Annotated in this window: 20 protein-coding genes; 9 read left to right on the top strand and 11 right to left on the bottom strand. The window is 73.7% G+C overall.

Features of this window, described 5'->3' with window-relative positions; translation table 11 throughout:
- Nucleotides 1-64 precede the first annotated feature (64 nt).
- Nucleotides 65-3,265 carry a M28 family peptidase gene (locus IG88_RS0100630; RefSeq protein ID WP_031033617.1) on the bottom strand — a complete coding sequence of 1,067 codons (3,201 nt, stop codon included), beginning with the start codon at nt 3,263-3,265 and terminating at the stop codon, nt 65-67.
- 233 nt (nt 3,266-3,498) lie between these two features.
- Nucleotides 3,499-4,923, bottom strand: coding sequence for a helix-turn-helix domain-containing protein (locus IG88_RS38235; RefSeq protein ID WP_051851704.1), 1,425 nt, complete (start codon nt 4,921-4,923; stop codon nt 3,499-3,501).
- A 216-nt stretch (nt 4,924-5,139) separates the two neighbouring features.
- Here IG88_RS38235 and IG88_RS0100620 point away from each other — a divergent pair, with 216 nt between their 5' ends.
- Nucleotides 5,140-5,862, top strand: coding sequence for a lysophospholipid acyltransferase family protein (locus IG88_RS0100620; RefSeq protein WP_031033612.1), 723 nt, complete (start codon nt 5,140-5,142; stop codon nt 5,860-5,862).
- Nucleotides 5,863-5,973: 111 nt separating this feature from the next.
- Entirely contained in the window at nt 5,974-7,002 is a 1,029-nt protein-coding gene (locus tag IG88_RS0100615) for an NAD-dependent epimerase/dehydratase family protein (RefSeq protein ID WP_031033610.1), read from the top strand.
- A gap of 54 nt (nt 7,003-7,056) precedes the next feature.
- On the opposite strand, the gene IG88_RS0100610 is transcribed toward IG88_RS0100615, so the two are convergent.
- The 7 genes from IG88_RS0100610 to IG88_RS0100580 form a co-directional block, all read right to left on the bottom strand.
- On the bottom strand, nt 7,057-8,670 hold the full coding sequence (locus IG88_RS0100610; RefSeq protein WP_107451989.1) for an alpha/beta hydrolase: 1,614 nt from the start codon (nt 8,668-8,670) through the stop codon (nt 7,057-7,059).
- Between the two features lie 139 nt (nt 8,671-8,809).
- On the bottom strand, nt 8,810-9,574 hold the full coding sequence (locus tag IG88_RS0100605) for an urease accessory protein UreD (protein ID WP_031033606.1): 765 nt from the start codon (nt 9,572-9,574) through the stop codon (nt 8,810-8,812).
- Nucleotides 9,571-10,248 carry an urease accessory protein UreG gene (ureG, locus tag IG88_RS0100600; protein WP_031033604.1) on the bottom strand — a complete coding sequence of 226 codons (678 nt, stop codon included), beginning with the start codon at nt 10,246-10,248 and terminating at the stop codon, nt 9,571-9,573. Before ureG ends, IG88_RS0100605 begins: the two co-directional genes overlap by 4 nt.
- A 163-nt stretch (nt 10,249-10,411) precedes the next feature.
- The gene (locus tag IG88_RS0100595; RefSeq protein WP_031033603.1) at nt 10,412-11,086 is read right to left on the bottom strand and encodes an urease accessory protein UreF; all 675 of its coding nucleotides are present in this window, start codon (nt 11,084-11,086) and stop codon (nt 10,412-10,414) included.
- An 8-nt stretch (nt 11,087-11,094) separates the two neighbouring features.
- Nucleotides 11,095-12,816 (bottom strand): urease subunit alpha, encoded by a 1,722-nt coding sequence (locus IG88_RS0100590; RefSeq protein ID WP_031033602.1) that lies wholly within the window; start codon nt 12,814-12,816, stop codon nt 11,095-11,097.
- Nucleotides 12,809-13,120 (bottom strand): urease subunit beta, encoded by a 312-nt coding sequence (locus IG88_RS0100585; RefSeq protein WP_031033600.1) that lies wholly within the window; start codon nt 13,118-13,120, stop codon nt 12,809-12,811. The genes IG88_RS0100590 and IG88_RS0100585 overlap by 8 nt, the downstream gene beginning before the upstream one ends.
- Nucleotides 13,121-13,133: 13 nt before the next feature.
- Nucleotides 13,134-13,436, bottom strand: a complete 303-nt coding sequence (locus tag IG88_RS0100580) for an urease subunit gamma (protein WP_031033599.1) — start codon at nt 13,434-13,436, stop codon at nt 13,134-13,136.
- A gap of 803 nt (nt 13,437-14,239) precedes the next feature.
- On the opposite strand from IG88_RS0100580, the gene IG88_RS0100575 reads away from it, so the two are divergent.
- The gene (locus IG88_RS0100575) at nt 14,240-14,713 is read left to right on the top strand and encodes a C40 family peptidase (RefSeq protein ID WP_031033598.1); all 474 of its coding nucleotides are present in this window, start codon (nt 14,240-14,242) and stop codon (nt 14,711-14,713) included.
- Here the strand turns inward: IG88_RS0100575 and IG88_RS0100570 are convergent.
- Nucleotides 14,684-15,196 carry an ATP-binding protein gene (locus IG88_RS0100570; RefSeq protein WP_031033596.1) on the bottom strand — a complete coding sequence of 171 codons (513 nt, stop codon included), beginning with the start codon at nt 15,194-15,196 and terminating at the stop codon, nt 14,684-14,686. The two genes, IG88_RS0100575 and IG88_RS0100570, sit on opposite strands and share 30 nt — an antisense overlap.
- Nucleotides 15,197-15,413: 217 nt before the next feature.
- On the opposite strand from IG88_RS0100570, the gene IG88_RS0100565 reads away from it, so the two are divergent.
- Nucleotides 15,414-16,274 carry a helix-turn-helix domain-containing protein gene (locus IG88_RS0100565; protein WP_031033595.1) on the top strand — a complete coding sequence of 287 codons (861 nt, stop codon included), beginning with the start codon at nt 15,414-15,416 and terminating at the stop codon, nt 16,272-16,274.
- A gap of 21 nt (nt 16,275-16,295) precedes the next feature.
- On the top strand, nt 16,296-16,523 hold the full coding sequence (locus IG88_RS0100560) for a DUF397 domain-containing protein (RefSeq protein WP_037835149.1): 228 nt from the start codon (nt 16,296-16,298) through the stop codon (nt 16,521-16,523).
- Nucleotides 16,524-16,565: 42 nt separating this feature from the next.
- On the opposite strand, the gene IG88_RS0100555 is transcribed toward IG88_RS0100560, so the two are convergent.
- Nucleotides 16,566-17,693 carry an 8-amino-7-oxononanoate synthase gene (locus IG88_RS0100555; RefSeq protein WP_031033591.1) on the bottom strand — a complete coding sequence of 376 codons (1,128 nt, stop codon included), beginning with the start codon at nt 17,691-17,693 and terminating at the stop codon, nt 16,566-16,568.
- Between the two features lie 150 nt (nt 17,694-17,843).
- On the opposite strand from IG88_RS0100555, the gene bioB reads away from it, so the two are divergent.
- From bioB to IG88_RS0100535, 4 genes are all read left to right on the top strand, one after another.
- Nucleotides 17,844-19,076, top strand: coding sequence for a biotin synthase BioB (gene bioB, locus IG88_RS0100550; protein ID WP_031033589.1), 1,233 nt, complete (start codon nt 17,844-17,846; stop codon nt 19,074-19,076).
- Nucleotides 19,069-20,355 (top strand): adenosylmethionine--8-amino-7-oxononanoate transaminase, encoded by a 1,287-nt coding sequence (locus IG88_RS0100545; RefSeq protein WP_031033586.1) that lies wholly within the window; start codon nt 19,069-19,071, stop codon nt 20,353-20,355. Before bioB ends, IG88_RS0100545 begins: the two co-directional genes overlap by 8 nt.
- A 1-nt stretch (nt 20,356) precedes the next feature.
- Nucleotides 20,357-21,073 carry a dethiobiotin synthase gene (bioD, locus tag IG88_RS0100540; protein WP_031033585.1) on the top strand — a complete coding sequence of 239 codons (717 nt, stop codon included), beginning with the start codon at nt 20,357-20,359 and terminating at the stop codon, nt 21,071-21,073.
- A gap of 658 nt (nt 21,074-21,731) precedes the next feature.
- On the top strand, nt 21,732-22,409 hold the full coding sequence (locus IG88_RS0100535) for a class I SAM-dependent methyltransferase (RefSeq protein WP_031033583.1): 678 nt from the start codon (nt 21,732-21,734) through the stop codon (nt 22,407-22,409).
- Nucleotides 22,410-22,458: the final 49 nt, after the last annotated feature.

Genomic DNA, 22,458 nt, shown 5'->3' with positions numbered 1-22,458 from the left:
GGTTCCGTGCGAACCCCACCGCCCCTTGGCATGTCAGGCGTTCCCGCAGGGGGTCAGTGGTGTGTCACAGGCGCTGCCACAGGGCGGGGACGTTGGGCGGCTCCCAGCCGGGGTAGGCGGTGTGGCCCTGGAGGCACCGGTAGCGGACGCCGCCGTAGGTCACCACGTCACCGGCCGCGTAGGTGGCTCCCTGCTTCCAGGTGGTCTCACCGCCGCCGTCGCCCGGGACGGTGAGGGTGTAGGTGGTGGTGTGGGTGACGGTGCCCGTGCCGGTGAGGGTCAGGGTGTAGGTGCCGGCGGCCGTGCCCGCGGCGACCCGGACCGTGGCGGTCGAGGACTGGCCGGAGGTGACCGAGTCCGGCGTGAAGACCACGCTCACGCCGGTCGGCGCGCCGGACGCCGAAAGGCGCACGTTCTGGGCGTCGCCGCTGGTCGTGGCGGTGTTCACGGTGACCGTCGCGGAGCCGCCCGGGGTGACCGTGCCGGAGGCCGGGTCGGCGGAGAGCGAGAAGTCGTCCTTCGGGGCGGGGTCGTCCCCGACGGCCGTCTTCCAGATCGTGTACGCGATGCCGTCGGCGCTGCGGTTGAGCGCGGTGGCGCTGATGTTGGAGGTGGTGTCGCAGGCGGAGTGGTAGCACGGGTCGTAGGGCCGGCCGGCGGTGCCGCCCCACTTGGCGGCCTCCGCGGCCGACTTGACCGCGGACGCGCCGGTCGCGTAGCCGGAGGTGGGGATGCCGGCCTTCTGGAACGAGTAGTCGTCGGAGCGGCCCTGGCCCTCGACGTTCTCCTGCGGCGCGAGCCCGAGGGAGGTCCAGTACTCCCGCATCGGGGCGGAGGCGGAGGAGGTCAGGTTGTTGATGAAGTAACCGCCGTTGACGGAGGCGACCATGTCGAAGTTGTAGTACGCCTTGATCCTGCCGCGCTCGGTCGTGGACAGGGTGCGGGTGTAGAAGTCGGAGCCCTTCAGGCCCTGTTCCTCGTCGGTCCACCAGGCGAAGCGGACGCGGTTCTTCATGGCCGGGTTCTGCTCGGCGAGGGTCAGCGCCGTCTCGAGGAGCGCGGCGGATCCGGAGCCGTTGTCGTTGATGCCGGGGCCGGCCGAGACGCCGTCGAGGTGGGCGCCGAACATGTAGACGCTGCCGGCGTCGCCCTTGGGCCACTCGGCGATCAGGTTGTTGCCCGCGCCCGCGGTGCATCCGGAGGTGCAGGTCTGCTCGGTGACGGTGTAGCCGGCCGCCTGCAGCCTGCCCTTCACGTAGGCGAGGGAGGCGGTGTATCCGGGGCCGGTGGCGCGGCGGTTGCCGCCGTTCTGCGCGGCGATGGAGCCGAACTGCGCGAGGTGGGCCTGCACCTGGGCCACGTCGACGTCGGGCGGCGTGCCCGGGGTGGTGCCGCCGCCGACGGTGAGGGTGTACTGGGCGGTGTGGCTCCTGCTGCCCGCGGTGCCCTTGACGGTGATCGCGTAGGTGCCGGCGGCGGTGCCGGAGGTGGTGGCGACCCGCATGGCCGAGCTGGATCCGGAGGTGACCGTCGAGGGGCTGAAGGTGACGCTCACGCCGGGCGGGGTGCCGGTGGCCGTCAGGGACACCTGCTGGGCGCTGCCGGCGACGGTGGTGGTGTCGACGGTGGCGTTGGCCGCGGAACCGGCTTCGACGTCGCCGCTCGCCGGGCTGAGGGCCAGTGAGAAGTCGGTCTCCTGCCGGGCACAGGTGGGGTCGCCGCTCTGGGCCGGGATGTCGATGGCGTTCCAGGCCGCCTTGGTGGCGTCGAACAGGTCGCAGGAGGCGTCCAGGTTCTTGGCCGCGGTGAGGGTGGCGGTGCGGTACCGCTTGTAGGTCATGCCGCTGGTCTTGAGCAGCATCCCGCCGTAGAAGATCCTGCCGGCGTTCTGGATGCCGACGCCGGTCACCTGGCTGCCGTCGCAGGTGGGGCTGGCGGGCTTGCCGCCGCCGGGAGCGGAGCCCTCGGCCAGGAGGTAGAACCAGTGGTTCATGGGACCGGCCGCCGCGTGCTCCTCGGTGTTCGGGATGGCGGCGGAGTAGCAGTTGGGGTCGTTGTTGACCAGCCGGGGGTTGTACATGTTGCGGATCGGGCCGCGCCCCTGGAGGTCGATCTTCTCGCCGACGGTGTAGTCGGGGGTGTCGTAGGGCGCGGGCTGGTTGGCGTAGGCCTCGGTCAGGGCGCCCATGATGTCGCCGGTGGCCTCGCCCAGGCCGCTCTCGTGGTTGGCGCCGCCGGGGGTGAAGCTGTCGAGTCCGTGGCCGTACTCGTGGCCCACCACGTCCATGCCGCCGATCCACTTGCCGGCGCTGTTGTGGCCGATGGTGACGCGTGAGCCGTCCCAGTAGGCGTTGAGCTGGTTGAGGCCGACCAGGGCGGGCCAGCTCCCGCCGTTGCCGTTGTGGCCGTTGCGGCCGAGCCAGTCGCGGAGCATGTCCGACTCCTTCTGCGCCGCGTACATGACGTCGACGCAGCCGGTCTCGCGGCTGGAGGCGTTGCCGGTGCCCCAGTCGTCGTCCGGTCCGGTGAACAGGCCGCCGTTGTAGTCCGAGCACTGCAGGCCGGGGCGGGTGGTGTCGCGCAGGGCGTACTGGCTGCCCGAGCGGGAGGTGTCGATGGTCAGCGGGTCGGGGCCGTTCCACTCGCTGTGGCCGGTGCCGGCCTTCACGTCGTCGTAGGTGTCGGCCACCTTGCCGGTACGGGCGTCGACGAAGACGTGCAGCCTGCTGGGCACGTGGTTCTCGGTCGTGCCGACGAGCACGGTCTCCCAGGCGAGGGTCTGGACGTCGTCCTTGACCCGGACCACCAGCCGCCGGGAGTCGACCTCGTCGACGTGCGCGAGCCGCTTGCGGCTGGTCCGCACCGCCTGCTCGGCCTTGACCGCGGCCTCGGTGGGCACGGCGATCGCGGCCTCGGTGGCGGACTGCACGGCGCGTACCCGGCCCTTGCCGTCGGCGAGGACGACGGCGTCGCCGCCGACCACCGGCAGACCGTGGTAGGTGCGCTCGTAGGCGACGGAGAACAGGTCCTGGTCCCAGGGGGTGACCTGGTGACGGTCGTACTGCTCGTCGGGGCCGCCGGCGGCCAGGGAGTCCAGGCCGCTGCGGACGGCCCGGTCGGCCGCGGCGACGGCCCTTTCGACGGGGGTGGGTTGCGCCGCGGAGGGCGCGGACCGCTCCGACGCCGAGGCGAGGGAGGCCGGTACCACCGCCCCTGCGAGTGTCATGGCCAGGACTGTCCCGGCCACCGCGGTCTGTCTGAGCATCGTGGCTCCTTGTGAGAGTGGGGGGCTCCTTGCGGGCCGGCCCGGGCCAGGACGTGCCGGACGCGCGGCCCGGGGTGCGGATGCGCGTCCCATGGGTGTCGGTTGCATGTCATGTCGCGGGCTGGCGGAACCCTCACACCCCGCCGCACCGGAATCAACGGCTCCGCGGGCGCGGTACCGTCCTGGCAAAATCCGGCAAGTACGCGTGGGGCGCGGCGGCCGGGCCCCGCCCGTCACTCCCCCGCGGCCAGCAGCCGCTCCCGGTACTCCCGCACCTCCGGCAGGTCGGCCCACTTCCCGGTGAGCCGGGTGTGCAGCCCGCGCAGTTCGGCGGCGACCATCGACTCGCGCGAGCGCACCGCCGCCGGCAGCACTTCCGAGGCGAGGGCGACGGCGGCGCCGGGGTCGCCGGCGCAGGCCAGGCTGTCCGCCAGGCGGAGGGTGAGCAGCAGGCGTGCGCTGCGCATCTGGGGCGGCACCTGTGCGCGCGAGCGCGCGGTGGCGTCGACCGCGCGCCGGGCAGCCGCACGGTCCCCCGTCGCCACGGCGAGGTCCCGCAGGGCCCCGCCGACCGCCGAGTCGACCCGCATCGCGCCCTCGGCCCCGGCCATCCACGGCGCCTCCAGGTGGTCGCGACGGGCGAGGCGGGCGAATCCCCGCCGGGCCAGGGTGATGTGGCGGCGGCACTGCGCGGCGTCGCCCGCCAGGGCGTGACCGCGCGCCTGGTAGAGGTCGGACAGGGTGGCCGTCCACCGGCGCCGCCCGTCCACCGCGCCGATGCCCCGGGCGTAGCCGAGCATCAGCGCGGGGGCTCCGTCGAGCCGGACCAGGGTGCACATGTCGCTGAGCAGGGTCGCGCGGGCCGGCGCGTCCTCGACGGCGTCCGCCCAGCGCAGTCCGTGGCCGAACCAGGCCATGGCGACACCGATCTGCCCGCGTTCCATCCGCAGCCGGCCGGCGACCTGGGCGTACTGCGCGCCGAGCCGCAACTGCCCGTACGGCAGCCGCCCGGCGGAGTTGACCTCCTGGGCCCAGCGGGCCAGCGCCCGCAGCAGCCCCTCGACGGCCGTCACGCGGCCCTCGTGCCGGAACGCCTCGCGGATCAGACAGGCGAGGACGGCGGTGAGGCCGTGCAGCACTTCCCCCTCGGCGACCGCCGCTCCGGTGCCGGCGCCCCACTTCGGGACGCGACCGCCCGCCGGGCCCGGACCGCCGAGCACCGCCGGCCACTCGCCCGGTTCGGGCACCGCGCACCCGGCGGTGCCGTGCAGCGGGCACACCAGTCCCTCGGCGGGCAGCCGCGCGGGCCACATCCGGAGGTCCGGCGCGCCCTGCCCCTCGGCGGCGTCCGCCCCGGGCAGCGGCGCGAAGAGCGCCGGGTCGGCCGGGAACCGGCCCGGCCCCCGGGGCACCTCGCGCGGTGCGGCGGCCAGCGCGGCCAGCTCCCCGCCCGTCTCCAGCACGGTGTCGAGCCTGCGCACCAGTCCCACGGGCGGCTCGCGCAGGCCCGCCTCCAGCTTGCTCACGGCCGAGTGGTGGTAGCCCACCCGCAGGCCGAGCTGCACCTGGGTGAGCCCCGCCGCCCTGCGCAGGGCGCGCAGGTGCCGCCCGAACTCCGCCCACGGGGCCCCGGCCGCCCGCGCCGATCCGCCGCCCATCCGCCCTCCCCCCGGTCGCGCCCCCGCCGCGGGCCGTGCGCCGCCCGGGCTTCGCGCGTTCCGCCACCGGACAGCACAGAGGACGCGGTGGGCCGCGTCAATCGAGTTGGCCGAAGAGCGGCCGAACCGCTCCCGTCCGGTTCCGGCGCCCTCGGGCTACGATCGGGCACCGGTCGCCGACGGCCGGCCGGGAGCCCGGAGAACTGGAGACGCACCGTGTTCTACTACGTGCTCAAGTACGTCCTGCTGGGCCCGCTGCTGAGGGTCGTCTTCCGCCCGCGGATCGAGGGCCTGGACCATGTGCCGGACTCGGGGGCGGCCATCGTCGCGGGCAACCACCTCTCCTTCTCGGACCACTTCCTGATGCCCGCGGTGCTCAAGCGCCGCATCACCTTCCTCGCCAAGGCCGAGTACTTCACCGGGCCGGGCCTCAAGGGCAGGCTGACCGCGTTCTTCTTCCGCAGCGCCGGTCAGATCCCGGTCGACCGTTCCGGCAAGGAGGCGGGGCAGGCCGCGATCCGCGAGGGGCTCGGTGTGCTGGGGCGGGGCGAGTTGCTCGGCATCTATCCGGAGGGCACCCGTTCGCACGACGGCCGGCTGTACAAGGGCAAGGTCGGCGTCGCGGTGATGGCGCTCCGGGCCGGGGTGCCCGTCGTGCCCTGCGCGATGATCGGCACGTTCGAGGCGCAGCCGCCGGGCCGGAAGATCCCGAGGCTGCACCCCGTGGTGATCCGCTTCGGCGAACCCCTCGACTTCTCCCGCTACGCGGGCATGGAGGGCCAGAAGGCCGTGCTGCGTGCCGTCACCGACGAGATCGTCCACGCCATCCTCACGCTGTCCGGCCAGGAGTACGTCGACCGGTACGCCGCGGACGTGAAGGCCGAGGAGGCACGGAAGGCGGCCGAGAGCCGCAGGTTCCCCCGGCTGCCGCGCCGTTAGCCGGGGCCCTCGGGGGCCGCGTCCTCGTTGGCCGGGGCCCTCGGGGGCCGCGTCCTCTGCCGCCGGCAGAACGGCGGGACCGGCCGGGGCCGGGGCACCTACGGTCGTCGTATGACGCGTGCGGTGGTGATCGGGGCGACGGGACAGATCGGACGGGCGGCGGTGGACGCGCTGGCCCGGGACGGGTGGGAGGTGACGGCCGTCTCGCGGAGCGGCGACCGGGACCCGCGGTGGTCCGGGGACGTACGGGCGGTGGTCGCCGACCGGGACGACGACGCGGCGCTGGCGGCGGCGGTGGGCGGGGACTGCGACGTGCTGGTGGACGTGGTGGCCCACGGAGAGCGGCACGCACGGCAGTTGGTCTCGCTCGCCGGACGAGTCGGTTCGGCGGTGGTGGTCTCCAGCGTGTCGGTCTACGAGGACGACAGGGGCCGCGGCTTCGACACGCAGGGCGAGCCCGGCGGCTTCCCCGAGTACCCGGTGCCGCTCACGGAGGCGCAGCGCACCGTCCGCCCGGGCAACGGCTCCTACAGTGCCCGCAAGGCGGCGCTGGAGCGGGAACTCCTGGCGGCCGGCGACCGGTTGCCGGTGACCCTGCTGCGTGCGGGCGCGGTCCACGGGCCGTACTGCCGGACTCCGCGCGAGCTCTACTTCGTCAAGCGCAACCTCGACGGCAGACGGCGGCGCGTGCTCGCGTACGGCGGTACGTGCCGCTTCCACCCGGCAGGCGTCCACAACATCGCCGAGCTGATCAGGCTGGCCGCAGCGAGGCCGGGCACCCGCGTCCTGAACGCGGTGGCCCCGGACGCCCCGACGGTGGCGGAGATCGGGGCGGCGATCGACGCGGTGATGGGTGTCGAGGCCGAGTACCTGCTGGTGGACGGCCCTCCGCCGGCGCACGGCGTGGGGTACACCCCGTGGACCGTGCCGGCTCCGGTGGTGTGTGACATGGGCGCGGCACGCGAAGAGCTGGGCTACCGCCCGGTCGCCCGGTACGCCGACGCCCTGCCCCGGACGGTGGCCTTCATCGAGGAGCGGCTGGCAGGACGGGACTGGCGCGAGGCCTACCCGGAGATGTACACGGCGTACGGCGACCTCTTCGACTACGCCGCCGAGGACGCCTGGTCGGGGCGGCGTTGACGGGTGGGGGCGGCCGGTCCGGCCGCCCCCACCACGTGCGCCTCCGTCGGCCGGTTACGGCTTGGGCGTGGCGTGCGGGGCGCAGGTCACGTCACGGGTGTCCAGCGCGCCGGTGAGCAGGTAGGCGTCGACGCGGTCGTTGACGCACGGGTTGACCAGTCCCGTGACGCCGTGCGAACCGGCGTCCCGCTCGGTGACGAGCCGGGAGCCCTTGAACCGCTGGTGCAGTTCGACGGCGCCCGCGTACGGGGTGGCCGCGTCGCGCTCGGACTGGACGATCAGCACCGGCGGAAGTCCCTTGCCGGTCTTGACGTTCAGCGGGGTCTGCTGCTTGACCGGCCAGGTGGCGCACGGCAGGTTCATCCAGGCGTTGGCCCAGGTCATGAACGGGTGGTCGCGGTGCAGCCGCGTGTTGTCCCGGTCCCAGGTGCTCCAGTTGGCCGGCCACTTGGCGTCGGTGCACTCGACGGCCGTGTAGACGGCGTTGCTGTTCTCCGCGGAGGCGTTGCCCGCGGTGTCGGACGGGTCGGGGGCGGCGGCGTCGACGAGGGCCTGGGTGTCACCGGCCACGTACTTGCTGAAGATCTCGGCGGTCGGCGCCCAGGCGGAGTCGTAGTACGGGGCGCTCTGGAAGAAAGAGATCAGCTCGGCCGGTCCCACGACGCCGCCCAGCGGCTCCTTCGCGGCGGTGGCGCGCAGCTTCAGCCACTGTTCCTGGACCGCGGCGCGGGTGTCGCCGAGGTGGTAGGTGGCGTCGTTCGCGGCGACCCAGTCCTGCCAGTCCTTCCAGCGGCCCTCGAAGGCGACGTCCTGGTCCAGGTTGGCCTGGTACCAGATCTTGTCGCGGGAAGGGTTGACGACGCTGTCGACGACCATGCGCCGGACGTGGTCGGGGAAGAGGGTGCCGTAGACGGCACCGAGGTAGGTGCCGTAGGAGACGCCGAGGTAGTTGAGCTTCTTCTCGCCGAGGGCGGCGCGGATGACGTCGAGGTCGCGCGCGGTGTTCGGGGTGGTCATGTGCGGCAGCATCTCGCCGCTGCGCTCGAAGCAGCCTTCGGCGTACGCGCGGGCCAGTCCCCGCTGGACGCGCTTGTCCGCCTCGGACCCGGGCACGGGGTCCGCCTTGGGCGCCTTGACGAACTCCTGCGGGTCGACGCAGGAGATGGGCGCGGAGCGGCCGACGCCCCGGGGGTCGAAGCCGACGAAGTCGTAGGCCCTAGCCGCCTTCGCCCACACCGCGTTCTTGCTCGTGACGCGGGCCGGGAAGCGCAGGCCGGAGCCGCCGGGGCCGCCGGGGTTGTAGATGAGCGCGCCCTGGCGCTCGCCCTTGCCGCCCGTGTTGCCGATGCGGTCGACGGCGAGCCTGATCTGCTTGCCGTCCGGCTTGGCGTAGTCCAGCGGCACCGTGACGTAGCCGCACTGGATGGGCTTCGGCAGGTTCCAGTCGGCGGCGCAGTCCTTCCAGTCGACGCCGGCCCTGGCGGCGCGGGCGGCGGCGACGGCCGCGCCGCGCGCCTCCCGGTCCCAGCCCCGCGCGTGGTCCCGGCCGTCGGCCGGGGCGGCGCTCGCGGCGGGCGCCGAGACGGCGCCCGCTATCAGCGTGGCGGTGACCAGTGCTCCGGCCGTGCCGAACGCGGTCGCCCTCCGCCGCATGCTGCTCTTGCTCAAGTGGCCCTCCCCGTACGTGTTCGCGACAAGTACGGGGATCCTCGCGGCTGTGGCTTTCCTGAGAACAGAGCCAGTACTACTTCTTTGCCAATCCGATAAACGGAGAAGCATGTTCGATCGACGAACCCACCGGTGGACCTCAGTCCAGCGAGGCGAGCGCCCCGTCCAGCAGCCGCCGCAGCCGCAGCCCGTCCGGCGCCACGGCGCTCACCAGCGCGGCGGGCCCGGCGAGCGGCATGACGGCCGCGCCCTCCTCGTACACGTACGCCGCCGGTGGCCGCCCGGCGAACTCGGGCCGTACGACGACCACCTGACCGACCGCCCGGTGCCCCGCCAGCCCGGCCGGACCGTCCCAGCCGCCCGGCGCCCCGGGCCCGCAGGCCAGCTCCTGGTCGAGGACGCAGCGCCCCTCGATCCGCACGGTCAGGCGGCTGGTGAGGCGCCCGGGTTCCTCCCCGGCCCGCCCGAGCACCTGCTCCTCGCGCAGCAGCAGCCGTGCGCCGGGGGCCAGGTCGGCCGACGTGGTGACGCGCAGGTCGCTGCCGCCGGCGGAGATCAACTGCTCCGGCAGCCAGCACAGCTCGGCCCCCTCGTCGACGGTGAGCCGGACGTCGTAGCGGGCCCCGGCCTTGTCCTGCCCGGGCAGCGCGAGTGTGGCGGCGGCCGAGCCGACCCGCAGGCGGGCGCCGCTGCGGGCGTGGACGTCCACCGTGAAGTGGTCGCCGCCCAGCGGCCCGCTCATCGCGCCGACCAGCATCACCCGGGCCTCGGCTCCGCTCCCCCGGGTCCGGCGCAGGGCGAGGGGGCCCTCGCCCTCCAGCACCGGCAGGGCGGTGCCGCCCCGCCCGTCGCCGCGGGCGAGCACGCGGGCGCCCGCCCGGACGCCGCCCGGGGCCGTGGTCACGCGGTCCACGCGGCGATCCGCTCCCGCACCCAGCCGGCGACCTCGCGCACTCCGTCCTCGCTCCGCAACGACTGGAGGACGACGGGGAGTTCGCCCCGCACCGCCTTGGCGTCGGCGGCCATCCGCGCGAGGTCGGAACCGACGTACGGCGCGAGGTCGGTCTTGTTGACGATCAGCAGGTCGGCGGTGGCGACTCCGGGGCCGCCCTTGCGCGGGATGTCGTCGCCGCCCGCCACGTCGATCACGAACACCTGCGCGTCGACGAGTCCCTTGGAGAAGGTGGCGGTGAGGTTGTCCCCGCCGGACTCCACCAGGACCAGGTCGAGCGGCCCGACCTCGTCCTCCAGGTCCTCGACGGCCTCCAGGTTGGCGGAGATGTCGTCCCGGATCGCGGTGTGCGGGCACGCGCCGGTCTCCACGGCGGTGATCCGCTCGGGCGGCAGCACCGCCTCCCTCAGCAGGAACTCGGCGTCCTCCCGGGTGTAGATGTCGTTGGTCACCACCGCGAGGGACAGCTCCTCCCGCAGCGCCCGGCACAGCGCGGCGACGGTGGCGGTCTTGCCGGAACCGACGGGCCCGCCGAGCCCGATCCGCAGCGCCCGGCGGGTCCCGTCGGGACGGCGGGCGTCGGCGGAAACGGCGGCGGAGGATTCGAGGTGATGGTCAAGATGCATACGGCAACTCCTGTCAAAGCTGGGGGGAAATCAGCCCGTCCGGCGTTTGAGGACGAGGCCGTTCAGGCCGAACGGGGTCCAGGGGGCAAAGCCCCCTGGCGGGGCAGAAGGGGCAGAGCCCTTGGGTTCGGGACGGGACGGGGCGGCGGGGGCGAATCCCCACCTAGGAGGCGAACAACCGCACAGCCCAGGCGGCATGCGCCTCGGCCCCGATCTCCAGCAGCGGTGCGGACCGCGCGGGCAGCGCTCCGGCCCCGTCGGTCATGACGCGCTCGGCCGTCTCCACGGCCTCCTGGGCCGCCCGGTCCAGCTCGTCCGCGAGCCGCGCGAGGACGCCCGTCGCGTCGAACGGATCGAGGCCGAGCAGCCGCACGACGGCGGTCGCGGGCCCGCTCACCCCCTCGTAGAGGGAGCAGTGGGCGGCGTCGAGCGCCGTGAGACCGGCCGCGCGCGCGGCCAGCCCGAGCACGACGGGCTGATGGGCGCCCTTGGGGAACTGCGAGGCCAGGGCGTCGAGTTCGGGACTCGGCCAGGTCACCCTGGCGGCCCGCGTCAACTGCCGCCCCAGTCGGCGCGCCGCCACCCGCAGGGCGGGCGACGGGGTGCGCGCGTCGGCGGCCCGGTCGAGTTCGCCGGGGTCGGCGCCGAGCGCGGCGGCGGCGGCGACACACGCCGCGACGACCCCGCTCGTGTGCAACCGCCCCCGGCAGAACGCCTCCAGGCTCGCGGCGTCGGTGATGCGTCCCGCCCGCACGGCGGCCTCCGCCCCGCCGGAGTGGGCGTGCCCTCCGGCGGGGAAGCGGCCGTCCGCGAGGACGAGCAGTGCTGCGCGGCTCATCCCGGCGCTCAGAAGAGGAAGTACCGCTGGGCCAGCGGCAGTTCGGCGACGGGAGCGGGTTCGACGAGTTCCCCGTCGATGGTCACCGCGAAGGAGTCCGCGGCGACCTCCACGTGCGGCAGCGCGTCGTTCTGCCGCATGTCCGCCTTGGTCCGGCCGCGCGTGGACCGGATGGGCACGAACGCCCGCCCGAGCCCGAGCCGCTCCGCCAGCCCGTCCTCGACCGCCTGCTCGGAGACGAAGTTGACCGAGTTGGCGGCGGGGGCGGTCCCGAGCGCCCCGTACATCGGGCGCGGCAGGACCGGCTGCGGCGTGGGGATGGACGCGTTGGCGTCGCCCATCTGCGCGTACGCGATCTGGCCGCCCTTGATGACGAGTTGCGGCCGCACACCGAAGAAGCGGGGGTCCCAGAGCACCAGGTCGGCGAGCTTGCCGGTCTCGACGGAACCGACCTCGTGCTCGATGCCCTGGGCCACGGCGGGGTTGATGGTGTACTTGGCGACATAGCGACGGGCGCGGAGGTTGTCCGCACGGGTGTCCCCGGGCAGGAAGCCGCGCCGCCGCTTCATCACGTGCGCGGTCTGCCAGGTCCGCAGGATCACCTCGCCGATGCGCCCCATGGCCTGGGCGTCGGAGGACATGATGGAGATCGCCCCCATGTCGTGCAGGATGTCCTCGGCCGCGATGGTGCTGGGGCGGATCCGGGACTCGGCGAAGGCCAGGTCCTCCGGGACGGCGGGGTTGAGGTGGTGGCAGACCATCAGCATGTCGAGGTGCTCCTCGACGGTGTTGACGGTGTGCGGCCGGGTCGGATTGGTGGACGCCGGCAGCATGTTGGGCAGCGAGACCGCCGTGATCATGTCAGGTGCGTGACCGCCACCGGCGCCCTCGACGTGGAAGGCGTGCAGCGTGCGGCCCGCGACCGCGTCGAAGGTGTCGCCGACGAAGCCCGCCTCGTTCAGGGTGTCGGAGTGGACGGCGAGCTGGACGCCGGACTCTTCGCACACGTCCAGGCAGGCGGAGATGACGGCGGGCGTCGCGCCCCAGTCCTCGTGGATCTTGAAGCCGAGGACACCGGCGCGCAGTTGGTCGCGCATGGACTCCTTCGACATGGTGCTGCCCTTGCCGAGGAAGCCGATGTTGACAGGGCTCGACTCCAGGGCCGCGAACATCCGCGCGAGGTGCCAGGCCCCGGGCGTGACGGTCGTCGCCTTGCTGCCCTCGGCGGGGCCGGTGCCGCCGCCGATGAGGGTGGTGATGCCGGACGCCAGGGCCTCGTCGACGGCGTCCGGCGCGATGAAGTGGACGTGGGTGTCGATGCCGCCCGCGGTCACGATCTTGCCGTTGCCCGCGATCACCTCGGTCTCGGGACCGATGACCAGGTCGGGGTGGACGCCGTCCATGGTGTCCGGGTTGCCGGACTTGCCGATGCCGGTGATCCGGCCGTCGCGGATGCCGATGTCGGCCTTGACGATCCCCCAGTGGTCGATGACCACGGCCCCGGTGATCACCGTGTCGGGGGCGCCCTCGGCGCGGGTCGTACGCGCCTGGCCCATGGACTCGCGCAGCACCTTGCCGCCGCCGAAGACGGCTTCGTCGCCGGAGCGGCCGGGGCCGCCCGAGCGGTCCTCCTCGATCTCGACGAGGAGGTCGGTGTCGGCGAGGCGGATGCGGTCGCCGGTGGTCGGGCCGAACAGGTCGGCGTAGGCGGGACGGGACAGTTCACGCATCGAGGGCACCTCCGGTCGCGCCGCGCAGCCCCACGACGACACGGGCGCCCGCGAGGGGGACGAGCCGTACGTCGACGGGGATGCCGGGCTCGAACCGGACGGCGGTGCCGGCGGCGATGTCCAGCCGCCTGCCGTGCGCCGCGGCGCGGTCGAACTCGAGACCGGGGTTGACCTCGGCGAAGTGGTAGTGGGAGCCGACCTGGACGGGCCGGTCGGCGGTGTTGAGCACGGTCAGGCGGATCACGTCGCGGCCTTCGTTGAAGGCCACCGGCTCGTCGGCGAAAAGGATCTCTCCGGGTATCACGACTGCCGCTCCGTCAGATGATCGGGTCATGGACGGTGACCAGCTTGGTGCCGTCGGGGAAGGTGGCCTCGACCTGCACGTCGTGGATCATCTCGGGGATGCCCGCCATGACCTCGTCGCGCTGGATGAGCTTGCGCCCGGAGGCCATGAGTTCGCCGACGCTGCGCCCGTCCCGGGCGCCCTCGAGGATGTGCGCGGTGATCAGCGCGACGACCTCGGGATGGTTGAGCTTGACGCCTCGTGCGCGGCGCTTCTCCGCCACGTCCGCGGCCACATGGATGAGCAGTCTCTCCTGCTCGTGCGGGGTCAGTTGCATTTACCACCTCACAGGGCATGCCGTCAGAACCGGACGGCCGGCTGCCGCGGCAACCGCGACGGCTCTAGATGTAACACAGGGGAATGCGGCCGAATGCACCCACCGGTGCCGCAAAAGCGCAGGTGGATCGGGGTGCAGAGTACGGCTAGAGTGTGACGGCCACGTCACCCGGATTTGACCGAGTGATTACCGATGCCGTCGGCGGTTTCCGGCATGCCCGCTCTCGGTCGGCGACGTCCCGCATGTCCGCTCCGGCGAACTCGGGTCGAAGCAGACCGAAGCGGAACGTACCGGATCGAAACGGACCAAAAGGCGTACCCTCTTTCGGCGTAGGAACACCTCCGGTTCACGACCGGTCCGAGTTGCGGCAGCCGTGCTCCACGCGTGCGCAGGACACCCCTGCGCCGCTGGTCCCGGGCCCGCCGGCAGCGGGGACGGCGCCTCGCGGCGGAGGCGTCCGACCCGATCGGACGAGTGACGCGTAACAACACAAAAAGCACGTTCCGTTGGGAATTCCCGCGGGGCCGGGACAAGATCCGTGACTGACGACAAGCCCCCGCCGCAGCGGCGGGGCGGTCCGGGCGGACGCCGAGTCCTGCCGCCGCCCGGACGACCGGTCGACAGGGAAGTGGATCGGCAGGAGTGGAGGACCCGAGCACGACGGGTCGCCGGCACGGCCGTCCGGACATCCGGACACCGGGCCGAGCGGTCCTTGGGGTGAAGCCGCACGCGTGCGGCCGGGCAACTTCGCCAGCCCGAATCCGACAGGTCATCCTTCACAGGCGGCTGACGAAGGGTTGCGCATGTCCGCGCTCAATCGTGTCCCGTCCCTGATGGCTCGTGCCGGTACGGCCTCGGCCCTCACCCTCGCCGCCGTGGGCGGCACCGTCGTGGTCCCCGGTGTCGCCTCCGAGGCGGCCGCGGCGACCCATGCGGCGAAAGCCCTCAAGATCGCCGCTTCCAAGAAGGGCGCCCCCTACCGCTGGGGTGCCACCGGCCCCTACCGGTTCGACTGCTCCGGCCTGACGCTGTACTCGTTCAAGAAGGCCGGCAAGAAGCTGCCGCGCACCGCGGCCCAGCAGTACAACAACACCCGCCATGTCTCCGCCGGCAACCGCAAGGTGGGGGACCTGGTGTTCTTCCACTCGGGCCGCAGCGTGTACCACGTCGGCATCTACGCCGGGAAGGGCAAGCTCTGGCACGCGCCGAAGACCGGGGACGTGGTGCGCCTGCAGAAGATCTGGACCTCAAGCGTCTGGTACGGCCGGGTCAAGTAGCCCGCCCGCGGGGGTGACGGCGCTCTGCCCCGCCGTCACCCCCGCGGGCGCGGCCGGCCGGCCCGGGGACGTCCAGGGCAGTTCGACCGACACCGTCTTGCCGCCCTCGCGCGTGGGCCGGACCCGCAGCCTGCCGCCGTACTCCGCGGTCAGCCAGCGGATGATCACCATGCCCCGCCCGTTGTCCTGCTGCACGGCCGCGGGCAGGCGCTTGGGGAAGCGCGGATGGCTGTCGGTGACGCCGACGCGCAGCCGTTGGTCGCGGTCGAGGACGAGGTCCACCGTGAAGGTGGGCGACTGCCCCAGTGTGTGCTGGACGGCGTTGGTCGCCAGTTCGGAGACGACGAGCCGGACGGTCTCGGACAGGTCCGCGTCGGCCGGCAGCCCCCATTCCGCCAGAGTGCCGACCGCGTAGGTCCGCGCGGCGGTCACCGAGGCGGGATCGCTCGGCAGAGTGACGGATGCTTCCAGGTGATCTGCCATGGCCACGTCGTCCCTTTCTCACGGGACCGCAGGCCCGACACGGAGCGGATCGTTCGAGTACGGTCCCGGACTGGTGCTTCGCCGCCAGACTGCCACCACTGACCCGGTGAAGGGCGGCGATCCACCAAGATATGCATATATCTGTCGCTCGAAGCGGTGAACTCTGCGACGGCCGAGCGTATTCGGGCGGCTCATAGGGAGTAGGGGGAGTTGTCCCATGCAGCACGGTCCCGTGGTGCGCCGCCGGAAGCTGGGCGCGGAACTGCGCGCCCTGCGCGCGGCGGCGGGCATCACCAGCGGCGAGGCGGCCCGGCTCGTGGGCTGGCACCAGTCGAAGGTCAGCCGGATCGAGACCGGCACGAGTGGCGCCAAACCGGCCGACGTGCGCCTGCTGCTGGACGCCTACGGCGTGGACGACGAGCAGTTGCGGGGACTGCTGGTGACGCTGGCGCACTCCGAGGACGGCGGCGGGCGCAACCACTGGTGGCACGCCTACCGCGGGGTGCTGCCCCCGACCTACCGCGACTTCATCAGCCTCGAGTCCCAGGCCGGCGCGATGCGCACCCTGGAGACCACGGTGGTCCCCGGCCTGCTCCAGACCCCGGAGTACGCCCGCGCCGTGACGCGGGCGGCGGTGGACGGACTGCCGGAGGAGCGGCTGGACACGCTGGTGGAGGTGCGGCTGGCCCGCCAGGACGTACTGCGCGCGGACCCGCCGCTGGCGCTCAGCGCGGTCCTGGACGAGGCGGTGCTGCGCCGGGAGGTCGGCGGACCGGGGGTGATGGCCCGTCAACTAGGGCGGCTGGTCGAGGCCGCGCGGCTCCCCCACGTCCGGCTCCAGGTCCTGCCCTTTGCCGCCGGGGCGCACATCGGTGTCACCGGCCCTTTCGTAATCTTCTCCTTTTCGACCACTTCTGATCTCGACGTGGTGGTTCTCGACCACTTGACGAGTAGCTTGCATCTCGAACGGAAAGAAGACGTAGAGGCCTACACCGAGGCCTTCAACGCCCTTCTGATCCATGCCCTTTCGCCCGAGGACTCGTTGGACTTCATCGCCGCGACCGCGGCAGGCGCGTAAGGAGGCACCATGCCAGGCTTCATGTCCGAACGTCCCCGGAACATCCCTGTCAGCACCGATATGACCGGCACCCGGTGGCTGCGCAGCAGTTACAGCACCGGAGCCAACAACTGCGTGGAGACGGCCCGTCCGCCGGCCGGCCCCTGGGCCGGACTGCTCGCCGTGCGCGACTCCAAGAACCCGGCCGGGCCCGCCCTGCTCTTCTCCCCCGGGAGCTGGACGGCGTTCACCGCGGGCGTCCGCGGCTGACCGCGCGGGGTGCCGGACGACGCACGGCCGTGCCACGCCGACTCATGGCCGCGTTTCGCCGATCACCCGTACAGCGCGTTCGATCTGTTCCCCGCAGAGATCCCCGCGGGCGGTCAGCCTGAGCCGTGAGACGCCGTCGGGCACGGAAGGAGGGCGGAAGCAGCCCACGGACAGGCCGGCCGCACGGCAGTCGGCCGCCCACCGCACGGCTTCCCGCGGGGAGGGCGCGCGCACCGAGACCACCGCGGCGTCGGGACGCACCGCGTCCAGACCCGCGGCGGTCAGGCGTGCGTGCAGCTCGGTGGCGACGGCCCGGGCCCTGGCCGCGCGCCCGGGCTCGCGGCCCAGCAGCCGGAGGGCCGCCAGGGCCGCCCCCGCCGCGGCGGGGGCCAGTCCGGTGTCGAAGATGAACGTACGGGCCGCGTTGACCAGGTGGTCGATCACCCGGGCGGGGCCCAGGACGGCACCGCCCTGCGCGCCCAGCGACTTGGACAGGGTGACGGTCACGACCACGTCGTCCCGGCCCGCGAGCCCCGCCCCCTGCGGGGCACCCCGGCCGCCGTCGCCCAGGACGCCGAGCCCGTGGGCGTCGTCCACGACGAGTCCGGCGCCGTACGCCCGGCACGCCTCGGCGAGTCCGGCCAGCGGGGCCGCGTCGCCGTCGACCGAGAAGACCGTGTCGGACACGGCCACGGCGGGGCCGTCGTGCGTCGCCAGCGCCTTGCGCACGGCCTCCGGGTCGGCGTGCCCCACGACCTGGGTGGTGCCGCGGGCCAGCCGGCAGCCGTCGATCAGCGAGGCGTGGTTGCCCGCGTCGGAGACCACGAGGCTGCCGTGCGGTGCCAGCGCGGTGACCGCGGCGAGGTTGGCCGCGTAACCGGAGGAGAGCACGAGCGCCGCCTCGAACCCGCAGAACCCGGCCAGTTCGCGCTCGAGTTCGGTGTGCAGCGCGGTCGTGCCGGTCACCAGCCGCGAGCCGGTCGCGCCGGCGCCCCAGGTGCGCGCGGCCCGGACCGCCCCTTCGACGACCTCCGGGTGCCGGGCCAGCCCCAGGTAGTCGTTGCTCGCCAGGTCCAGCAGCGGCGACGCCGCCGGACGGGGGCGCAGGACCCGTACGAGTCCGGCCTCGCGGCGCGCCCGGGCCTGCTCGTCGATCCAGCCGAACGCCATGGGGCCGCCCTCCGGGGTTTTGTAGGCAATGAACAGACATTAGCGGTCCGGCCACCCCCGCGAGGTGTGGCAATACCCACACGTCGATCTGTCAGTGTTGTGCGAAGTCTCCTTGGCCGCGGACGGCCCCTTAGGACAGGATCGGCTCTCATGGACCTGCTGAACACGCTGGTGGACAAGGGGCTTCGGCGCGAGTCGCCGACCCGCGAGGAGGCGCTCGCCGTCCTCGCCACTTCCGACGACGACCTGCTCGACGTGGTGGCCGCGGCCGGCAAGGTGCGCCGTCACTGGTTCGGCCGACGGGTGAAACTCAACTACCTCGTCAACCTCAAGTCGGGCCTGTGCCCCGAGGACTGCTCCTACTGCTCGCAGCGGCTGGGCTCCAGGGCGGAGATCCTGAAGTACACCTGGCTCAAGCCCGACCAGGCCACGGCCGCCGCCGCGGCGGGCGTGTCCGGGGGCGCCAAGCGCGTGTGCCTGGTGGCCAGCGGACGCGGTCCGACCGACCGGGACGTGGACCGGGTCTCGGAGACCATCCGGGCCATCAAGGAGCAGAACGAGTCCGTCGAGGTGTGCGCCTGCCTGGGTCTGCTCTCCGACGGCCAGGCGGAACGGCTGCGGGAGGCCGGCGCCGACGCGTACAACCACAACCTCAACACCTCCGAGTCGACGTACGGCGACATCACCACCACGCACACGTACGCCGACCGGGTGGACACGGTCAACAAGGCCCACGCGGCCGGTCTGTCCGCCTGTTCGGGTCTCATCGCGGGCATGGGCGAGAGCGACGAGGACCTGGTCGACGTGGTCTTCTCGCTGCGCGAGCTGGACCCGGACTCCGTGCCGGTCAACTTCCTGATCCCGATGGAGGGCACGCCGCTGGCCGGGGAGTGGCACCTCACCCCGCAGCGGTGCCTGCGCATCCTGGCGATGACGCGGTTCGTCTGCCCGGACGTCGAGGTGCGCATCGCGGGCGGGCGCGAGGTCCATCTGCGCACGATGCAGCCGCTCGCGCTGCACCTGGCCAACTCGGTCTTCCTCGGCGACTACCTCACGAGCGAGGGCCAGGCGGGCCACGCGGACCTGGAGATGATCGCGGACGCCGGGTTCGAGGTGGAGGGCGCGGGCGAGGTCACGCTGCCGGAGCACCGCGCCCCGGTGCGGGGTGGCGGCTGCGGCTCGCACGAGGAGGGCGGCTGCGGCTCGCACGCGGGCGCGGACGGCGCGGACGCCGGCACCGGGGGCTGCGGTGCGCACGCGGGCGGTGGGGTGTGCGCCCCCGCGTCCGCGTCCGCGCCGGTCCGGGCGGCCGGGGAGCCCCGTACGGACCTGGTCGCGGTGCGCCGCCGCGGCGCCGGGACGGACCTCGCGCCCAATGCCTGAGCCCGCGCTGAACGTCGCCGAGTTGCTGGCGCTGGACCGGCGGCACGTCTGGCACCCGTACGGGCCCATGCCCGGCCGTCAGGACCCGCTCGTCGTGGAGTCGGCGAGCGGGGTGCGGCTGCGGCCGGCCGACGGCTCCGGGGAGCTGGTCGACGGGATGTCGTCCTGGTGGTCGGCGATCCACGGCTACAACCACCCGGTGCTGAACGAGGCGGCGCGCGGGCAGTTGGAGCGGATGAGCCACGTCATGTTCGGCGGGCTCACCCACGAGCCCGCCGTACGGCTGGCGAAGCTCCTTGTCGACATGTCGCCCGAGGGCCTGGAGCACGTGTTCCTCGCGGACTCCGGGTCGGTGTCGGTCGAGGTCGCCGTCAAGATGTGCCTGCAGTACTGGCGCTCCCTCGGCCGCCCCGGCAAGCAGCGCCTGCTCACCTGGCGCGGCGGCTACCACGGGGACACCTGGCAGCCCATGTCGGTGTGCGACCCGGAGGGCGGCATGCACGAGCTGTGGTCCGGCGTCCTGCCGCGCCAGGTCTTCGCGGACGCGCCCCCGGCGCACTACGAGGAGACGTACGCCGACCACCTGCGCTCCCTGATCGAGCGGCACGCCGACGATCTGGCCGCGGTGATCGTGGAGCCGGTGGTGCAGGGCGCGGGCGGGATGCGCTTCCACTCCCCCGCGTACCTGCGGGTGCTGCGCGAGGCGTGCGACGCGCACGGCGTGCTGCTGGTGTTCGACGAGATCGCCACCGGGTTCGGGCGCACGGGCGCGTTGTTCGCGGCGGAGCACGCGGCGGTGACGCCGGACGTGATGTGCGTGGGCAAGGCGCTGACCGGCGGCTATCTGACGATGGCGGCCACCCTGTGCACCTCGCGGGTGGCCGAGGGCATCTCGCGCGGCGAGGTGCCGGTGCTGGCCCACGGGCCGACGTTCATGGGCAATCCGCTGGCCGCGGCGGTGGCCTGCGCGTCGATCGGACTGCTGCTCGGCCAGGACTGGCTCGCGGAGGTGAAGCGGATCGAGGCGGGCCTGAACGAGGGGCTCGCGCCCGCCGCCGGGCTGCCGGGCGTGCGGGACGTACGGGTGCTCGGCGCGATCGGGGTGGTGCAGCTCGACCACGACGTCGACATGCGGGCGGCGACACGGGCGGCCGTGCGCGAGGGCGTGTGGCTGCGGCCGTTCCGCGACTTGGTCTACACCATGCCGCCGTACGTCACGGGCGACGCGGACGTGGCACGGATCGCCCGCGCGGTGTGCGCGGCGGCACGGGAGGGATGACATGCCGGTACTGGTGATCACGGGCACGGGCACGGAGGTCGGCAAGACGGTCGTGACCGCCGCCGTCGCCGCGGCGGCCCTGGCGGGCGGCCGGTCGGTGGCCGTGCTGAAGGCCGCGCAGACGGGCGTGGGCCCGGACGAGGCCGGGGACGCCCAGGAGGCGGCGCGACTCGCGGGTGACGTGACGGTCGCGGAAGTGGCCCGGTTCCCCGAGCCGTTGGCGCCGGGCACGGCGGCGCGCCGGGCCGGACGGGCACCGGTGCGCCCGCCGGAGGTGGCGGAGGCCGCGGCCAAGCTGGCCACCGAGCACGACCTGGTCCTGGTCGAGGGCGCGGGCGGGCTGCTCGTCCGCTTCGACACGGCCGGCGGGACGCTGGCGGACGTGGCCGGACTGCTGGGCGCGCCGGTGCTGCTGGTGGTGTCGGCGGGGCTGGGCACGCTGAACACCACGGAGCTGACGGCTCGCGAGCTGCGCTCCCGGGGCCTGGAACTGCCGGGGCTGGTGATCGGCAGGTGGCCCGCGGTCGCGGACCTGGCCGCCCGCTGCAACCTCGCGGACCTCCCGGACGTGGCCGGCGCCCCCCTCCTCGGCGCGGTCCCGGAGGGCGCGGGCTCCCTCGCCCCGGCGGACTTCCGGGCGGCGGCACGGGACTGGCTGGCGCCGGCCCTGGGCGGCACGTGGAACGCGGGTACCTTCGGCGACCGGCACGGCCCCTGACGGGCGGCGCGGCCCCTGACGGGCGGCGCGGCCCCTGACGGGCGGCGCGTCCGTGACCGCGGCACGTCTGAGACCGGCGGCGTGTCCGTGACCGGCGGCACCTCCGGGACCGGCCGCGCATCCCAGACCGGCGGCGAGTCCAGGACCGGCGGCAGGTCCCAGACCTGCGGCGCTTCCGGTACCGGCTGCCCATCCGTCACCGCGGCACGTCCGTCATTGCAGCACGTCTGAAACCGGCGGCACGTCCCAGACCGGCGGCGCGTCCGTCACCGCGGCACGTCCCAGACCGGCTGCGCATCCGCGACCGGCGGCACGTCCGCGACTGGCCGCGCATCCCAGACCGGCTGCGCATCCGTCATCGCGGCACGTCCCGGACCGGCGGCACGTCCGCGACTGGCCGCGCATCCCAGACCGGCGGCGAGTCCAGGACCAGCGGCACGTCCGTCATCGCAGCACCTCCGGGACCGGCCGCGCATCCGCGACCGGCAGCACCTCCGGGACCGGCCGCGCATCCGCGACCGGCGGCGCATCCGGGACCGGCTGCGCGGGACGCGGCACGCGCTGCCGGTTGTGGTTCGGGGAGCCGCCCGCGCGGTGGGTGCGACGGGCCGGGGCGGGGGAGAATCGCGGTGAGGCGCCGCATCGTGAGGGAGGTCCCATGCCGCTGCGATCCGCCCGGAGCCGCGGGGCGCCGCGGGACGCCGTGCACCATCCGCTGTTCGCCCGTTGCTACGCCCGGCTCAGTACGGGCGCCGAGACCCGGATGGGCATGGCCCGCGTCCGTGAACGGCTGCTCGCCGGGCTGTCCGGGCGGGTGATCGAGGTCGGCGCGGGCAACGGTCTGAACTTCGCGCACTACCCGGGCACGGTCTGCGAGGTCGTCGCCGTCGAACCGGAGCGCGTGCTGCGCCGGCTGGCGGTGGACGCGGCACAGCGCGCCCGGGTACCGGTGGACGTGGTGCCGGGCGCGGCGGAGTCGCTGCCGGTCGAGAGCGATGCCTTCGACGCGGCCGTGGTCTCGCTGGTGCTGTGCAGCGTCCGGGACGTGCCGCGGGCGCTGGCGGAGCTGCGGCGGGTGCTGCGCCCCGGCGGGCAGGTGCGGTTCTTCGAGCACGGCCGGGGCGGCGGGCGGGTGATGACCTTCACCCAGCGCGCCCTGGACCGGACGCTGTGGCCCGTGCTGTCCGGCGGCTGCCACCTGTCGCGCGAGCCGGTCGCGGCGCTGCGGGAGGCGGGGTTCGTACTCGGGCCCTACCGGCGGACGATGATGCCGCAGGAGGGGCCGGCGCTGCCCAGTTCCTACTGCGTGCTCGGCACCGCCTGGCGCCCCTCCTGACCGTGGCCGGCTCTTCCTGCCCGGCGCGCTGAAGTGGTTGACTCACCGT

The organism is Streptomyces sp. NRRL F-5650, assembly GCF_000721365.1.
In the GTDB taxonomy this organism is placed as follows: Bacteria; Actinomycetota; Actinomycetes; order Streptomycetales; family Streptomycetaceae; genus Streptomyces; species Streptomyces ardesiacus.
The sequence above is the reverse complement of the archived record's forward strand: the minus strand, read 5'-3'. Positions and strand labels throughout refer to the sequence as shown.

Excerpts from the sequence above, each read along its gene's own strand:
- IG88_RS0100630 (WP_031033617.1), bottom strand. The coding sequence starts at position 3,265 with ATGCTCAGACAGACCGCGGTGGCCGGGACAGTCCTGGCCATGACACTC.
- IG88_RS38235 (WP_051851704.1), bottom strand. The coding sequence starts at position 4,923 with ATGGGCGGCGGATCGGCGCGGGCGGCCGGGGCCCCGTGGGCGGAGTTC.
- IG88_RS0100615 (WP_031033610.1), top strand. The coding sequence starts at position 5,974 with ATGACGCGTGCGGTGGTGATCGGGGCGACGGGACAGATCGGACGGGCG.
- ureG (WP_031033604.1), bottom strand. The coding sequence starts at position 10,248 with ATGCATCTTGACCATCACCTCGAATCCTCCGCCGCCGTTTCCGCCGAC.
- IG88_RS0100595 (WP_031033603.1), bottom strand. The coding sequence starts at position 11,086 with ATGAGCCGCGCAGCACTGCTCGTCCTCGCGGACGGCCGCTTCCCCGCC.
- IG88_RS0100590 (WP_031033602.1), bottom strand. The coding sequence starts at position 12,816 with ATGCGTGAACTGTCCCGTCCCGCCTACGCCGACCTGTTCGGCCCGACC.
- IG88_RS0100580 (WP_031033599.1), bottom strand. The coding sequence starts at position 13,436 with ATGCAACTGACCCCGCACGAGCAGGAGAGACTGCTCATCCATGTGGCC.
- IG88_RS0100575 (WP_031033598.1), top strand. The coding sequence starts at position 14,240 with ATGTCCGCGCTCAATCGTGTCCCGTCCCTGATGGCTCGTGCCGGTACG.
- IG88_RS0100570 (WP_031033596.1), bottom strand. The coding sequence starts at position 15,196 with ATGGCAGATCACCTGGAAGCATCCGTCACTCTGCCGAGCGATCCCGCC.
- IG88_RS0100565 (WP_031033595.1), top strand. The coding sequence starts at position 15,414 with ATGCAGCACGGTCCCGTGGTGCGCCGCCGGAAGCTGGGCGCGGAACTG.
- IG88_RS0100560 (WP_037835149.1), top strand. The coding sequence starts at position 16,296 with ATGTCCGAACGTCCCCGGAACATCCCTGTCAGCACCGATATGACCGGC.
- IG88_RS0100555 (WP_031033591.1), bottom strand. The coding sequence starts at position 17,693 with ATGGCGTTCGGCTGGATCGACGAGCAGGCCCGGGCGCGCCGCGAGGCC.
- bioB (WP_031033589.1), top strand. The coding sequence starts at position 17,844 with ATGGACCTGCTGAACACGCTGGTGGACAAGGGGCTTCGGCGCGAGTCG.
- IG88_RS0100545 (WP_031033586.1), top strand. The coding sequence starts at position 19,069 with ATGCCTGAGCCCGCGCTGAACGTCGCCGAGTTGCTGGCGCTGGACCGG.
- bioD (WP_031033585.1), top strand. The coding sequence starts at position 20,357 with ATGCCGGTACTGGTGATCACGGGCACGGGCACGGAGGTCGGCAAGACG.
- IG88_RS0100535 (WP_031033583.1), top strand. The coding sequence starts at position 21,732 with ATGCCGCTGCGATCCGCCCGGAGCCGCGGGGCGCCGCGGGACGCCGTG.